A 15,451-nucleotide genomic window follows, 5' to 3' on the forward strand; every position below is an offset into this window, starting at 1 on the left:
ACCACCAGAAAAAGTCAATAACTTTAAAAAAATAGGAATATCCTCATTTAAGAGACATTTTTTGCTTGTTACTATCATCGCCTTATGCGATTAATTCTGCTCACAATTACGTTATTAATCTAAGAAAACAATGCCATACGGGTTATCATCGATTGTATAATTTTGTTAAACTCAGACGAGAACAAGGAGCATCGCGTTTTGGAATGGAGATGACATGAGCACAATATTTACCCTATTGGCGATATTGCTTGCCTGTCTGATCGTTGTCGGAGGTCTTGTGGCCTACCGTATGCGCCACCGTTTCTTATCCGCTCCGCCGTTACCCGTTTCGCAATCGCTTCCCCGACGGTTAACTGAAGATGAACGGATCGCCATTGAGCGTTATCTGGCTCAGGAAAACAGTCAGCAAACCACGCCGCTTGATACGCCCAATGCACAGCCCAAACTGCCGCGTTCCCTGCAAAGTAATCGGGTTTACCCCATCACCCATACGATTACGCGCTATGGCCTGAGCACCGATGCTCAGAATAAGTGGCGCTACTATATTGATACACAAGAAATCCATCTGCCGCCCAGTTGGGAACCGTTCATTACCGAAAATAACACCGTCGAACTGATTAAGACGCGCTCGATCCCGCTGGTCATTTCCTTGAATGGACACTCGCTAACCGAGTGTCTCGACGATCGTCCACTCGCCCCCCTGCCGAGCGAAGTCCCGGTCCCGAATGCCTCCATCCGTCAGGAAGGCAGTGAGCATGCCGAGTTGGTCACCATCCGTAAGGAAACGCGTGAAGAACACGCCATGCACCACTCTGGGGGCTTGAAGGAAACGGCCGTGCTCTGCGTGTCTTTTCTACTGTTGTTCATTAGCCTGAATAGCCCTATCGCCCTGCTCCCTTGGCTGATTGGTACCGCAGCATTATTAGCAAGCTGGAGCCTGTGGCAGCTTTTCCGATCGCCGTCCGCTCAAGAACTGCGCGATGTGCACTGCCTTCACGGCACGCCGCAAGGATTGGGTCTGTTTGGCGAATCCAATCAGGGGCCGCTCGGCAACATCTCGCTCGGTAATATCGATCTGATTTATCCACCGCACTGGCAGCCCTATATCACGCAGGATCTCGGGCGAAAAACAGATGTCGATATCTATCTCAACCGACAGGTGATCCGTCAGGGAGAGCACCTGTCGCTGCATGATGAAGTGAAACATTTCCCGCTACAGCGCTGGAGCAGGAATCTGCTGCTGGCCGTGGGTTCGCTGCTCAGCCTGATTTTGCTCGTCACTAACGTGCCGCTTGAACTTCCGCTCAAGCTCAGCCTGGCCTGGCTTCAGGGCGCACAACGTATTCAGGTCACACAGGTCAGCGATCTGGAAACTGCTCAGCTCCGCATTGGCGACACACTGGCTGTCCGTGGCAACGGCATGTGCTATGTGCCCGCAGGCATTCATCCCGTCTCCGCACCGTCGCCCTATGCGTTCAGCCCTTTCGACTGTTCCGCTATTTACTGGAATAAAGCCGCACCGCTGCCATTACCGGAATCTGAGACGATTGAAAAAGCGTCTGCCTTGCTGAAATCCGTCAACAGCCAGCTCCACCCGCAAGCGGACAAGGAAGGTCAGGTTAACTCTCAATTAGCGTCTACGATTCAGAAATCAGGATTGATTCTGATGAAAAACTTCGCTGAAGTTGTCCTGAGAACACAAGATTTGTGCAGGCAGGAAAACGATTGCTCCCGCCTGAAAAATGCGCTGGTGAACCTGAGCGACGTCAAGAACTGGAATACGCTGGTAAAAGACGCCAATTCCGGCACGCTGAAAGGCATGAATGTGGTGCTGCCCGCCGTCAGCGCAGAAACGCTGGAGTCATTGGTCAACAGTTCTACCGATCAATTCTTCTATCAGGAAATCAATAACGCGGCAGATTCACTGAACAGCCCACCGCCGGGTGGATTCCTGATTCGCAGCGACGAAGGCCGACAATTCGTTAGCCACCCTCTCCCGCCGATGCCGCTGAATGAATATCGTCCCTCGGATCAGTGGCAGGAACTCCAGCGGCTTTCCGCGATGCTGTTGCATACGCCGTTTAATGCCACAGGCGTTATCACGCAGCTTAATACCGATGCCAATGGGACCCAGCATATCAGCCTGCACAGCGAACCCGACGTCATTACCGTCTGGCGCTATCTCGGCACGTGTCTGCTGCTGCTGCTCTTTTCCGCGACGTTTATCGTTAATGCGGTTCTGACGGGCATTAAGATGCGTAAAAGCCAGAAGCGAGTGACCGATATTCAGCGCTATTACGCCTCACGGTTCAATATGATGACGAATTCGTTCCCGGACAATCGCCCTATGCTCCCCCGCTAACGGCATCGTGCCCGCCCTGCGGTTATGCTAACCTAGCGGAATCAGTTTCCCGTCACTCTTGTCACAATTGTATTGCGCGTCTTCTGCTGCATCACCCCTATAGCACGGCGCGACATCTGGAGTCGTTATGAATCCCCACGTTAACTGGCACGACATCGACACCGTGATACTGGATATGGATGGCACGCTGCTCGATCTGGCGTTTGACAGCTATTTCTGGCTTCAACTGGTGCCGCAGTCGCTCAGTGAAAAACGTCGCATCAGCATTGAACAGGCGCACCAGCTTATCGAACAGGAATACCGAGCCGTTCAGCACACGCTAAACTGGTACTGTTTCGATTACTGGTCAGAACGTCTCGATCTGGATATCTATCAAATGACAACGGATATCGGCACGCGAGCCCGATTGCGCGATGACACTACGCCGTTTTTAGCGGCACTGCGCGAATGCGGTAAAGAGACAATTCTGCTGACCAACGCCCACCCACACAGTTTGGCGGTAAAAATCGAGCACACGGGGCTGGATCAGCACCTTGATTTATTACTTTCCACCCATACTTATGGGTATCCGAAAGAGAATCAGCGCTTGTGGCAGGCCGTACAGCAGCAGACCGGCTTCGACCCCGCCAGAACGTTATTCGTGGATGACAGCGAACCGATTCTGGATGCCGCGAAAACGTTCGGCATCCATTACTGTCTGGGTGTACGTAATCCCGATTCCGGCCAGCAGGAAAAGGCATTCCTGCAACATCCGTCAATGAACGACTACCTTGCGCTGCTACCAGCCCTGCGTCACTCCGTTAATGCAGGGTAATCAGGGGGATTTATGGTGAAAGCTACCGAGCAAGCCGACGACGCCGTTCGTCTGGACAAATGGCTTTGGGCTGCCCGTTTCTATAAAACCCGGGCGATGGCTCGCGAGATGATCGACGGCGGCAAAGTGCACTATAACGGGCAACGCGGTAAGCCGAGCAAACAGGTCGAACTGAATGCCGAGATCAAACTGCGTCAGGGCAATGAGGAACGCACCGTGGTCATTTTGGCCATCAGCGGCCAGCGTAGAAGCGCAACAGAGGCGCAGGCGCTGTATCAGGAAACGGCCGCAAGCATTGAGAAACGAGAAAAGCTGGCGCAGGCGCGGAAAATGAATGCGCTGACGATGCCACACCCCGATCGCCGCCCTGATAAAAAAGAGCGACGCGATCTAATTAAATTTAAATACAGCGATCAGGAATAGCACTCCGCTCTTCAGAGAAGACCCCGCGATCGCCGCACGACTCATTCGCCGTACTAAGACGAGAAAACATTATGGCTCACGACCAACTACATCGTTATCTGTTTGAAAATTATGCCGTTCGTGGCGAGTTGGTGACAGTTAACGAGACGTATCAACGTATTTTGACCAACCACGACTACCCAGCGGCGGTACAAACGCTGCTAGGCGAAATGCTGGTTGCCACCAGCCTGTTGACGGCCACGCTGAAATTCAGCGGCGATATTACCGTTCAGCTTCAGGGCGATGGCCCACTGAAACTGGCGGTGATTAACGGTAATCACCAGCAGCAGATGCGCGGCGTTGCCCGTCTGCAAGGGGATATCACTCTGGGGAGTTCGCTGAAAGAGATGGTGGGCAATGGCTATCTGGTCATTACCATTACGCCGACTGACGGTGAGCGTTATCAAGGCGTCGTCGGTTTAGAAGGTGAAACCGTTGCCGAATGTCTGGAAAGCTATTTCCAGCAGTCCGAGCAGTTGCCGACACGGTTGTTTATCCGTACCGGACAGCACGAGGGCAAGCAGGCCGCTGCTGGCATGCTGCTACAGGTATTGCCCGCGCAGGATACCGATCGTAATGATTTTGATCATCTGGCCCAGCTCACCACAACGGTCAAAGCTGACGAGCTGTTTACCCTGCCCGCCACTGAGGTGCTGTACCGCCTTTACCATCAGGAAGAGGTAACCGTGTATGAGCCGCAGGATGTCGAATTCCGTTGTCACTGTTCGCGCGATCGTTGCGCAGATGCATTAATGACGCTGTCCGATCAGGACGTGAATGAAATGATCGAGCAGGACGGTGAAATCGATATGCACTGTGATTATTGCGGTACGCACTACCTGTTTAATTCGCTGGACATTCGCGCCATACGGCACGATTCATCAGGAAATCTGTTGCATTAATTTTTCTAACGGGTACGAAAGTACCCGTTTTATTTTGCTTATTTTCCCCACCAGTAAACCACCGTGATTATTTTTCAAACACCCTAAATAAGCAAAGTTATTAATGAATTTATTTAATTTTATGATTGTTATCGCGGTTAAAATAAGCTCACTCCCTACAATGTTTAGTAGTACGACTATAACTTGAGGAGTAGCAACATGCAGATCAACGGTATTACCCCGCAAGCCCTGGCTGCTTATGGAATCCATGATGTCCGCGATATTGTCTACAATCCCAGCTATGAACTGCTTTTTAAAGAAGAACTCTCCCCTACCCTACAAGGCTATGAACGCGGCATCGAAACCCAGCTGGGTGCGGTAGCCGTCGATACTGGCATCTTTACCGGCCGTTCCCCGAAAGACAAATACATCGTGCGCGATGACGTGACCCGCGACACCGTGTGGTGGTCTGATCAAGGCAAAGGTAAGAACGATAACCACCCGTTGAGCCAGGAAACCTGGACGCACCTGAAGCAACTCGTCACCACGCAGTTGTCCGGCAAGCGGTTGTTCATCATCGATGCTTTCTGCGGTGCCAACCCAGACAGCCGCCTCAGCGTACGTTTCGTGACGGAAGTGGCCTGGCAGGCGCATTTCGTCAAAAACATGTTTATCCGCCCGAGCGATGAAGAACTGGAAGGCTTTGAGCCAGATTTCATCGTGATGAACGGCGCAAAATGCACCAACCCGAACTGGCAGGAACAGGGGCTGAACTCTGAGAACTTTGTTGCGTTTAACCTGACAGAGCGCATTCAGCTGATTGGCGGCACCTGGTACGGCGGCGAAATGAAGAAAGGCATGTTCTCCATCATGAACTACCTGCTGCCGCTGAAAGGCATCGCCTCCATGCACTGCTCGGCAAACGTCGGTGAAAAAGGCGATGTGGCGGTCTTCTTCGGCCTGTCCGGTACGGGTAAAACCACGCTGTCCACCGATCCGAAACGCCAGTTGATTGGCGATGACGAGCACGGCTGGGACGATGATGGCGTCTTCAACTTTGAAGGCGGCTGCTATGCCAAAACCATCAAGCTGTCTAAGGAAGCAGAACCGGATATCTTTGGTGCCATCAAACGCGATGCGCTGCTGGAGAACGTCACCGTGCTGGCAGACGGCAACGTGGACTTCAACGACGGTTCCAAAACCGAGAACACCCGCGTTTCTTATCCGATCTACCACATTCACAACATCGTTAAACCGGTATCCAAAGCCGGCCATGCAACGAAAGTGATCTTCCTGACGGCGGACGCGTTCGGTGTATTGCCACCGGTTTCCCGCCTGACGTCCGATCAGACGCAGTATCACTTCCTGTCCGGCTTTACCGCCAAGCTAGCGGGAACTGAGCGCGGCGTGACGGAACCAACACCGACCTTCTCCGCCTGCTTTGGCGCGGCATTCCTGATGCTGCACCCGACGCAGTACGCTGAAGTGCTGGTAAAATGCATGAAGGCGGCTGGCGCACAGGCCTATCTGGTGAACACTGGCTGGAACGGCAGCGGCAAACGTATCTCGATTAAGGATACGCGCGGGATTATTGACGCCATTCTGAACGGCAGTATTGATGATGCAGAAATGCAGACACTGCCTGTCTTCGACTTGGCAATCCCAACCTCGCTGCCCGGCGTCAATCCTGACATTCTCGACCCACGTGATACCTACGCGAGCGTCGAACAGTGGCAGGAAAAAGCGGACGATCTGGCACAGCGCTTTATCACCAACTTCGATAAATACACCGATGCTCCGGCAGGCGCAGCGCTGGTGAAAGCAGGACCGAAGCGGTAAACACTGAAGAGAGTCCATAACGAAAAAGGCGCGGATTCCGCGCCTTTCTTTTATTCATACCTGAACAGCTTTAATGCCAGTGCTGCCCAACATACTTATGACTCCTTCGCGGCTCCCGTATCCGCTACTGCGACGTCCGAGAGCAGCGGCAGATACGCGCGGACGCAGAGCCCACCGCGTTCGCTGCTGCCGACATCCAGCACGCCATTGTGCGCATCGATAATACGCTGCACAATCGCCAGCCCCAGCCCTGTACCGCTGGTGGTTCGCGCGCTGTCGCCGCGAACGAACGGTTGGAACAGGTGCTTCAACTGATCGGGCGCGATGCCTTCTCCGTCATCTTCTACCTGAAACCAGACGCGCTGTAGCTCACGTCCGGTACTGACTTTTATCCAGCCGTTCCCGTAACGCGCCGCATTCACGACCAGATTCAACGCCGCACGTTTGATCGAAAGCGAACTGATACGCACCAGCAGCTCTCCGGTAGCAAACTCGCTGTCGATCTGGCGTTCATAACCGCTTTCCGATGCCACCACTTCGCCCATAATGGCGTTCAGGTCGGCCACTTCCGTCTGCATTTCCTGACCGGTGCGCAGGTAGTCGAGGAACTGCTCAATAATCGCATTACACTCTTCAATGTCCTTATTGATCGACTCCGCCAGATAGTCATCTTCCTTGCCCATCATTTCGGTCGCCAGACGAATTCGCGTCAGCGGCGTACGCAGGTCGTGGCTAACGCCCGCCATTAACAGCGTACGGTCATCGGCCAGCAGCTTCACGCCGGAGGCCATCTGGTTAAAGGCGCGCGTCACGGAACGCACTTCGGAGGCACCATACTCACGCAGCGGCGGCGGAATAATGCCCTTCCCGACCTGCAAAGCCGCATGCTCCAGCTCAACCAAGGGTCGGTTCTGCACCCGAATAAATAGCCACGCGCCGCCAATCACCAGCAGCATTATCGCCAGCGTATAGCGGAAGAGCGGCGAGAAATCGCCCTGATGAATTTCAGTGAGGGGAACGCGCACCCAGATATCCGGTGACAGCCAGGTTTTCAGCCACACCACCGGCGTATTCTTGCTGACCTCAACCCGCACATCCGTCGGGCCGCCCAGCTGTTGTGCCATCTGGTCACTCAAAAACTTGTAGTGCTGGGCCCAACGCAGGCCGCTTTCTTCCGCCGCTGCATTGGTGTACAGCGATATACCCAATTCGCGGTAAATCTCACGCCGGAACGCTGGTGGCACCTCAAGCGTGGTGCCATCTTCCAGTTGCAGACTGTCCGTCATCAGCATTCTTACTTCGTATGCCAGCACCTTATTAAACTGCTGCAAACTCGGCAGAATAGCGAAGTTGAGCACCACCAGATAGGTGGTGACCAAACTGACAAACAACAACGTGACAATCAGTAGCAACGTCCGTGCAAATGAGCTGCGCGGAGAAAAGCGCCATTGCATCATGCCTTACTGCCGTCCGGGACAAATACGTAGCCAAGACCCCACACGGTCTGGATATAGCGCGGGTGCGCCGGATCCTCTTCCACCATGCGGCGCAGACGAGAAATTTGTACGTCGATGGAACGCTCCATCGCGCTGTATTCACGACCACGGGCCAGATTCATCAGCTTATCGCGCGACAGCGGTTCACGCGGGTGGCTCACCAGCGCCTTAAGCACGGCAAACTCGCCGCTGGTTAACGGCATCGGTTCATCATCGCGGAACATTTCGCGCGTACCCAGGTTCAGCTTGAATTTGCCAAACGCGATAATGGCTTCTTCCTGCGACGGCGCGCCCGGCAGTTCATTCGCCTGACGACGCAGCACCGCACGGATGCGAGCCAGCAGTTCACGCGGATTGAAAGGTTTAGGAATATAGTCGTCCGCGCCGATTTCCAGTCCGACGATACGATCCACTTCTTCCCCTTTCGCCGTCACCATAATGATCGGCATTGGGTTGCTCTGGCTACGCAAGCGACGGCAGATGGACAGCCCATCTTCGCCCGGCAGCATCAAATCCAGCACCATGAGGTGAAAGGATTCACGGGTCAGTAAACGGTCCATCTGTTCAGCATTGGCTACGCTACGTACCTGAAAACCCTGCTCAGTCAGATAACGCTCTAACAACGCCCGCAAACGCATGTCGTCATCTACAACCAGAATTTTATAGTTCTCTTGCATTCTCTTTCTCCAAAGGCGTAATAGTAGCGCCGACGCTGCTATTGTTCAGAAACATACGAATTACTGACAGTCGTTTCTGGTATACATTCTAGGCAAAATTGTTACAAAGCATATTAAAATTCGTGTAATCAATCATTTCCTGTGCAGTCAGGCATAAAATAATCAGCGAGTAATGGCGATTGCGGTTAGCGAAGACTGTCGTTTACGAAGATTATAGTAACGCCACCGCCAATAAAAAGACGTGGTAGCAGCAAAAGCAGGAGAAAAGCGAAGAGAGAGGACGTTGCCGCCTGAATTCAGAGCGACAACGTGAAGTGGTTAATGCATCACAGTAATTAGCGCATAAGCTCATCCAGCACAACACGCACCGACGGCAGCGCGGGCTGGAAAAAATGGCGCGTGGTCTTGTAGGGAAACAGGCTCTTTTCCGCCACAATCGTCCTCATAATTAGACTCTTGCAAAAAGGCTGCCCGGTCTTCCAATGATAAACGGATACTCGGGGATCGTCATAGTCAAGCAGCGCACAAGGGATATGCTTTAACCCCAGCTCGGTGGCCGCGCGTAACCGGTGATTGCCGTCCATAATAATCCCCGTCTCTTTTTCTATCGGTATTGGCGTCGTCCAGCAGCCACAGCGGCAAATATCCTCCATCAGACATTCTACGTTCGACATGTCGACATTTTCAGAGGGAAGCAGGAACTGCACGGGCGTAAGAGCAATCTGGTAGGTCATACTTTCAAACACGCTCTACCTCCTGACGTAAACAATCTCGTATAGCTCCGGCCAGTGCACCGGAGCCGACTGTGAGTGACTTACTGCGCAAGACTGACGAAATAGCCCGGCTGGTAATCAACCGGCAGGAACTGCTGATGAAGCTGGCGGAAGGTGTCATCCGCGTTGAGATCGCGGAATAAGTCCGGGTGGAACCACTCGGCCAGTTGCTGAATGGCGATAAAGTCATACGGGCCGTTGTAAAACTGATGCCAGATGGCATGAAATTCGCGTTTCTGCTTGGCGATGCTGTTGGTGTAGGCGGGACGCCCCAGAAACCATTCGAGACGCTTGCGCCCCTCCGTCATATCCTGTCCCGGCCCCAGACCAATCCAGCGCCCACCGGGCACGAAGGCCTCAAAGTTGCCGCTGGTGATCACCACAATTTCCGGGTTTTCCACGATCACCTGTTCAGGGTGCATCTGCATAAAGGTGCTCGGCGCATTTTTCGCCGCAACGTTATCACCACCTGCCAGTTGCACGAATTTACCGAAGTTATCCGGGCCGAACGTCAGGCAGCATTCATCGGTATAGCCTCCCAACCGTTCAATGAACACGCGCGGTGAGCGCGGCTTTTTCGCCGCCAGCACGTCGGAAACGCGTTTTAGCTGCGCCTCGCGGAATGCGAGAAACGCTTCGGCACGGGCTTCCTGATTAAACAGCTTGCCGAACAGACGCATGGTCGGCGCGGTGTTTTCCAGCGGGTGATAGCGAAAATCGACATACACAATCGGAATGCCGACGCTGTCCAGTATCCGATCGTAGCCCGCATCGACAATCGCCCGCTGCGCCTCAATGTTCATAATGATGACGTCCGGCTTCAGCGACACCGCCTGCTCCACGTCAAACGTGCCCTTTTCCGTGCCGTCAAACGTTGGGATTTTCGTCAGCTGAGGAAAACGATCGCGATACTGGTGCCACGTTGCCGGATCGGACTGAATCAGATCGCGCCGCCAGGCGACAATCCTTTTCGCCGGATCTTCCCGATCGAGCATCGCGACCAGATACAGCTGACGCCCCTCTCCCAGCATGACGCGCTGCACCGGCGTGTTGACTCTCACTTCGCGCCCCAACACGTCCTTGATGACGGTTGAGGTTTGCGCGGTTTGTTCGGCCTGCCCCGCCAGCGGCGACAGGCCAACCATCAACAGCGCACTCAGCAATAACCGACGGCAATGTTGCCGCGTCCAACGATTACACATTTTCGATATTTCCCTTCGTCGAGAGAGAGTCATGTTTTTCCGCCTGTATCCGCAGGCGTCGTAGCAGCATCAACGAGACCAGGAAGGTCACCAGATAAGCGGCACCAACGCAGAAGAACAGCGAACGTAGTCCGGGGGAGTAGAGAACCAGTCCGCCCAGAGAAATGCCCAGAATCGAGGCAAACTGGCTGACGCTTTGCGCCACGCCGAGTATGTAGCCCTGCTGCCCGGCTCCAGCCGCACGGGAAATCAGCGCCATCAGAACCGGCGTCGTCGCCCCCAGCAACACGCCCCACAGGAAATAAAGCGGGATGAAAATCGCAATATTCAGGAGCGTGGCAGCCGTCAATGTCACGATGGCGCAGGCCAGCATCACCACACACAGACGGCTCAGCGTCTGCGACAGCGAGAGGTTTTCAAAATAGCGCGCCCACAGCGACGCAGAGACAATCACGCCGGTCGCCTGCAAGCCATAACACAGCCCGATAATCCACTTATCCACCTGAAAGAAGCCATCCATATAGAGGGAAAACGGCGTTTGCGGGATCATGCGGCTGGTCAGCAACAGGCCGGAAATCAGCAGCAAACCGGGAATCGGCGACAGCGCCCAAAGCCGTCTGCGGGGAATGTCTTTCGCCTGCGCGTCCGCAGGCGGAGCAGCAGGAACCTCGGGGGCAACATGTGGCAAAAATAGCGCTACGGTGATGCCACACAGCGCGCACAGGATCGCCGCACTCAGGTTGATCCAGAAGAAGTTCAGGTAATCGAGGATCAGCCCGCCGACAATCGCCCCCAGCAGCGATCCCACGTTGGTGGAGACCTGAAGCCAGGCGAACAGCCGCGTGCGCTGTAACGGGCTGACCACCGCGACGCCATAGGCCTGCGCGGGGGCGATATAGCCCGCACAGGCACCCTGAATAAAACGCAGCGCGACTATCGTCCAGATATCGTTTGCCCATGCCAGCCCGAGCTGGGTTAACGCCAACCCGAACAGCGCGCGGATCATCATGGCTTTGTTGCCCAACCGGTCGCCCATCCGTCCCCAGAAGGCGCTGGTCAGCATGATGCCCAGCATCGGCCCGACATACACGGCAATCCCCGCGATACTCAGTTCCGCGCCGGATGACATACTTTCCAGATGCAGCGGCCAAAACGGCCCGCTCATCTCCATCGCCCCCATCGCGACCAGCTGTACGACAAACATAAAGTGGATGATGAACGCTACCTGCCCGCTCAAGCGCATGCGTCAGCTCCTTCTGATTCCACGGCGTCACCCGGCCTCATTTCCGCTATGGTCATCACGTCAACCCATCTCATCCGTCAGCCAGTGCGGCGGGAAATAGTCGGGGCGATCCTGCGTAGACACGCCCATGTAATCGCTGCACCATCGGTAAACTTCCTCAATGTATGGCACGCTAACGGCCAGATTCTCCGCAATCGTCACCAGCAGGCTCAGGCCGTAGGCAATATCCTCCTGAAACACCCGATGCTGCGTATCAAACACATACCCACCAGCATCATACTTTCGCAGCGGCAGGCCGATGCCGTGGTAAGCCTGATTGGTACGCAGCACGGAGAGCATCGTGTGCGCATCGGCAATCTGATCGCCATAGGCATCGATAATCTCCTGTTTGAGCGGCAGCACGGAATCCAGCCGCACGCCAAGCCGCGTCTCCAGCGCCGCACACAGTTGCTGGTTCTCTTCGTCCATGCGCTCCAGATAATAAGCGCCGAGTTCCGGGCAATCATTCCACCAGCATAGCGGCTGCGAGAACGGTCTGGCATGCCATTGTCCGTAGGGACCAATCAGGCCATAAATCACCGCACTGTGCATAATCGGGTTACCCGGCGTCAGCGTGATCTCCAGATAATCCGACAATCGCACCACCGGCGCGGAATAGAGCCGTTGCAGCAGCACCATTAGTGCCTGCTGGCTCGCAGCCGTTTCGCGCCGATGCGTAGCGACATACAGCGTTGCCTTTTCACCGCCCATTTTGATCGACTGACCCAGCAGTAAATCAAACGCAATGTGCGCGACATCCTTCATTCCCCAAATCACCGCGTTTGGACGAGCGGCCAGCTCACGTTCGGCCAGCCAGTCAAAGCCGCAAAAACCGGGGATCGCCCCAACGTAAACCGGCTTGTCGGCGGGCAAATGGGGAACGATCCGCGCCAGAAGATCGGCGCGGAAGTTGGCGGGAACGGTGATGATAACCACATCGGCATCGCGGCAGGCTTCCGCCGGGTCGCAGGTCACACAGTCCGGCGTGGCCGTCAGCGTCTCGCCATCCGGCAGCAGCGCGTGTAGCCGTTTACCGTGCTGCTGATAGGCTTCCGGCAGACGAGGATGACTGCCCAGTAACGTCACCTTGACGTCCGGCAGTTGTTTAAACAGCACCGTGGTGAGATGGCCGGTCTTGCCGGCCCCGCAAATCACCACGTTAAGCGGCTGCCCGCTTAGCGTTTCGGTCATCCTTAACTCCTTAGCTTGCCTGCTCCAGAGAGATCGCGTTGCCTAGCCAGCGATCCAGATCGTGCCACACACCGCTATCTATCAGATTACGCGCCGCCAGCCACTCTTCGTTAAACACCGTGTGCAGGTACTTCTCTCCGCCGTCGGCAATCGCCAGCACCACGTTGCCGCCGATACGATCCTGATAGATCAGCTCCAGCGCTTTATAGATCACCCCGCCCGTCGAACCGCCGACCAGCAGACCGTAGTGCCGTGCGATATAGCGTGCCGTTTCAAACGCCTGCGTATCCGATACCTGTTCGCCACAGTCGATGCAGCTGTAATCCAGCACCAGCCCCACGGTATCCCCCGCTGGCGTACCGGTGCCGGACTGATAATAAGGTTTGCCGGGGTGACCGAAGACGATAGAACCCACCGGTTCAACCGCGATGGTCGTGATATCCGGGTTATGGACTTTCAGTCCGTGTGAAATGCCAGTCATCGATCCGCCAGTGCCCACGCAGCCGACAAACGCGTCGATCTTGCCAATCTGGCTAAACAGCTCGCGGACAAAATCGGCATAGCCGCCCGCATTCGCCGCGTTATCCGACTGGTTCATAAACACCGCGCCGGGTATTTCCTGCGCCAGCTGTGCCGCCATGCGCTGGCGTTCCACCACCGCAACCTCATCTTCGCCGTAGTCGCCGGAGACGTAGCGAATTTCCGCGCCGAGCGCGCGCATGATGGCAATCTTGTCCTGCGCCGCGTGATGATCGACCACGGCGATAAAGCGCAGGCCGTATTCAATCGACGCTAGCGCCAGCCCGATACCGGTATTCCCTGATGATGACTCGACAATGGTGCCGCCGGGACGGATTTTGCCTGACTTCAGTCCGGCGACAATCATGTTTCGCGCCATGCGATCCTTCATGCTACCGCCGGGATTGTTCTTCTCCACTTTTAAAAACAAACGCGTATCCCCATAAGGGACAGGAATTTGTATAACGGGTGTATTACCAATCAAATCAGTTACTTTATTCAGGATCATGGTTCTGCTCCATTCAGTTATCACTGGAAAAAATCAGCTCACCTTTCTTACCTTTGAACGCACACAGGCGCGCAGGCAGCGGATGCCGATGAAACGCGTTTTCCAGCAGGTCCATCTGGTATCCCGCCGTATTCGCGTAAATCAGTAAATCGCCAGGCTGCGGCACGGTTCGAAAATGAATCAATCGGTTCGTAATGACATCGTCGTCCAGACAGCTGTGTCCGGCGATCCAGGCTTTGCCCGGCGTCGGACGTGTGTCTTTTTTGACGGAAAAAACATGCAGAGGATCAATCAAAAACTCAGAGTTAAACCAGGTTTCACACGCGCTGAAGCTGCTGCCTTCGACAAACACGACGTGGTTGCCATCCGGCTGGCGGCGCGTGCGCGTGACGCGAAACACGGTAATCGCACTTTGGTCGGCCAGACTGCGCCCCGGCTCAATCGCCAGAATCAGGCCGTACTGTTTTAGTACGTCCGCGACACGGTTATGCCCGATTGAAGCTGATAGGAAGGCGTCAAGATAGTCGGCAGCCGAGCGCTCACCGCCATACGGGTAAAACGAGGTCGGCACCTGACCATTGCGGTAATCCGCCTTATTCTGCTTCGCTAAATACTCCTGATAGCGTGAGGCCGGAAGATATTGAATCGGCAATCCCCCACCGATATCAATAATGGCGGGCTGCAATCCCTTTGACCGCGCCCGATCCAGTAATGGCAACACCTCAGCCAATGCGGCTACGCGAGTATCAGGCTCATAACCGCCGAGATGAAAATGGAAACCTTCCAGATGGAATGCATCCTGTCGGGTACTCAACGTTTCCAGACAGAGCGCGACCTCATCGGCCAGCATGCCAAACCGGCTGTTTTGTGCGAACGACGGGCGATAGCGCAGCAGAACTCGCACCGGCTCCGTCACGCGCAGTAAATCCGCCAGCGCGAGCACCTCATCGAACTCTTCCGGCGAATCCAGCACGATAAGAGCGCGGTGATGAACCAGTTCCGTCAGGAACTCGCGCGTTTTGGCCGGGCCGGTGGCGCACAGCCGCGCGCCGTCGCAGCCTGCCCGCAGCGCATCTTTCAGCTCCTGTAAACTGGAAACATCCACACCAACGCCCGCGTTAACCGCCGCCTGTACCAGCCCCGGTGATTTATTCACCTTCGCGCCGTAGTACAGGCGACAGTCCACATCGTGACGCTGCAACACCGTTCGCAATGCCGCAATATTGTTGGCCACGGTGTGCGGCCAGACAATATTCAGCGGCGACCCATACTGCTCAACCAGCCATGACAGCCTTTGCGGCGAGTTGAAAAGAAACTGCTCAATCTCACTATCCAGATAAGGCGTCAGTCTCTCAGGCCAGTGGGCCTGCGCGACAGGGAGGGAAGACACTGCGGCAAAGCTAAACAGGTTGCTCATCGCTATCTCCTTAACGTTCGGTTCCTGA

The 15,451-nt window shown here is 55.1% G+C and carries 13 protein-coding genes; 5 read left to right on the top strand and 8 right to left on the bottom strand.

Translation table 11 applies throughout. The features are described from left to right. Nucleotides 1-214 precede the first annotated feature (214 nt). The 5 genes from EIP93_RS20430 (at nt 215) to pckA (ending at nt 6,358) form a co-directional block, all read left to right on the top strand. The gene (locus tag EIP93_RS20430; protein ID WP_103862651.1) at nt 215-2,362 is read left to right on the top strand and encodes an intracellular growth attenuator family protein; all 2,148 of its coding nucleotides are present in this window, start codon (nt 215-217) and stop codon (nt 2,360-2,362) included. A gap of 127 nt (nt 2,363-2,489) precedes the next feature. Further along, nucleotides 2,490-3,176, top strand: coding sequence for a GMP/IMP nucleotidase (gene yrfG, locus EIP93_RS20435; RefSeq protein ID WP_103862652.1), 687 nt, complete (start codon nt 2,490-2,492; stop codon nt 3,174-3,176). A gap of 12 nt (nt 3,177-3,188) precedes the next feature. Continuing rightward, nucleotides 3,189-3,599, top strand: a complete 411-nt coding sequence (gene hslR / locus EIP93_RS20440; RefSeq protein ID WP_125233186.1) for a ribosome-associated heat shock protein Hsp15 — start codon at nt 3,189-3,191, stop codon at nt 3,597-3,599. Between the two features lie 71 nt (nt 3,600-3,670). After that, nucleotides 3,671-4,540, top strand: coding sequence for an Hsp33 family molecular chaperone HslO (gene hslO / locus EIP93_RS20445; RefSeq protein ID WP_125233187.1), 870 nt, complete (start codon nt 3,671-3,673; stop codon nt 4,538-4,540). Between the two features lie 198 nt (nt 4,541-4,738). Further along, nucleotides 4,739-6,358 carry a phosphoenolpyruvate carboxykinase (ATP) gene (pckA, locus tag EIP93_RS20450; RefSeq protein WP_125233188.1) on the top strand — a complete coding sequence of 540 codons (1,620 nt, stop codon included), beginning with the start codon at nt 4,739-4,741 and terminating at the stop codon, nt 6,356-6,358. Nucleotides 6,359-6,453: 95 nt separating this feature from the next. On the opposite strand, the gene envZ is transcribed toward pckA, so the two are convergent. The 8 genes from envZ to EIP93_RS20490 all read right to left on the bottom strand — a co-directional run bounded on the left by envZ (nt 6,454) and on the right by EIP93_RS20490 (nt 15,423). Beyond that, a complete protein-coding gene (gene envZ / locus EIP93_RS20455; RefSeq protein ID WP_029368754.1) occupies nt 6,454-7,815 on the bottom strand; it encodes a two-component system sensor histidine kinase EnvZ in 1,362 nt (453 codons plus the stop codon). Next, a complete protein-coding gene (ompR, locus tag EIP93_RS20460) occupies nt 7,812-8,531 on the bottom strand; it encodes an osmolarity response regulator transcription factor OmpR (protein WP_005969424.1) in 720 nt (239 codons plus the stop codon). The genes envZ and ompR overlap by 4 nt, the downstream gene beginning before the upstream one ends. A 335-nt stretch (nt 8,532-8,866) precedes the next feature. After that, nucleotides 8,867-9,277 carry a ParB N-terminal domain-containing protein gene (locus tag EIP93_RS20465; RefSeq protein WP_119158074.1) on the bottom strand — a complete coding sequence of 137 codons (411 nt, stop codon included), beginning with the start codon at nt 9,275-9,277 and terminating at the stop codon, nt 8,867-8,869. Between the two features lie 68 nt (nt 9,278-9,345). Then, entirely contained in the window at nt 9,346-10,506 is a 1,161-nt protein-coding gene (locus tag EIP93_RS20470) for an ABC transporter substrate-binding protein (protein WP_125233189.1), read from the bottom strand. Then, the gene (locus tag EIP93_RS20475; RefSeq protein WP_125233190.1) at nt 10,499-11,749 is read right to left on the bottom strand and encodes an MFS transporter; all 1,251 of its coding nucleotides are present in this window, start codon (nt 11,747-11,749) and stop codon (nt 10,499-10,501) included. Before EIP93_RS20475 ends, EIP93_RS20470 begins: the two co-directional genes overlap by 8 nt. Before the next feature lie 60 nt (nt 11,750-11,809). Continuing rightward, a complete protein-coding gene (locus tag EIP93_RS20480; RefSeq protein WP_103971766.1) occupies nt 11,810-12,979 on the bottom strand; it encodes an NAD/NADP-dependent octopine/nopaline dehydrogenase family protein in 1,170 nt (389 codons plus the stop codon). Between the two features lie 10 nt (nt 12,980-12,989). Next, the gene (locus EIP93_RS20485; protein ID WP_095700802.1) at nt 12,990-14,006 is read right to left on the bottom strand and encodes a PLP-dependent cysteine synthase family protein; all 1,017 of its coding nucleotides are present in this window, start codon (nt 14,004-14,006) and stop codon (nt 12,990-12,992) included. A gap of 13 nt (nt 14,007-14,019) precedes the next feature. Then, nucleotides 14,020-15,423, bottom strand: a complete 1,404-nt coding sequence (locus tag EIP93_RS20490; RefSeq protein ID WP_125233191.1) for a Y4yA family PLP-dependent enzyme — start codon at nt 15,421-15,423, stop codon at nt 14,020-14,022. Nucleotides 15,424-15,451 lie beyond the last annotated feature (28 nt).

Origin of the sequence: Pectobacterium versatile (assembly GCF_003932035.1) — a bacterium.
Taxonomy (GTDB): domain Bacteria; phylum Pseudomonadota; class Gammaproteobacteria; order Enterobacterales; family Enterobacteriaceae; genus Pectobacterium; species Pectobacterium versatile.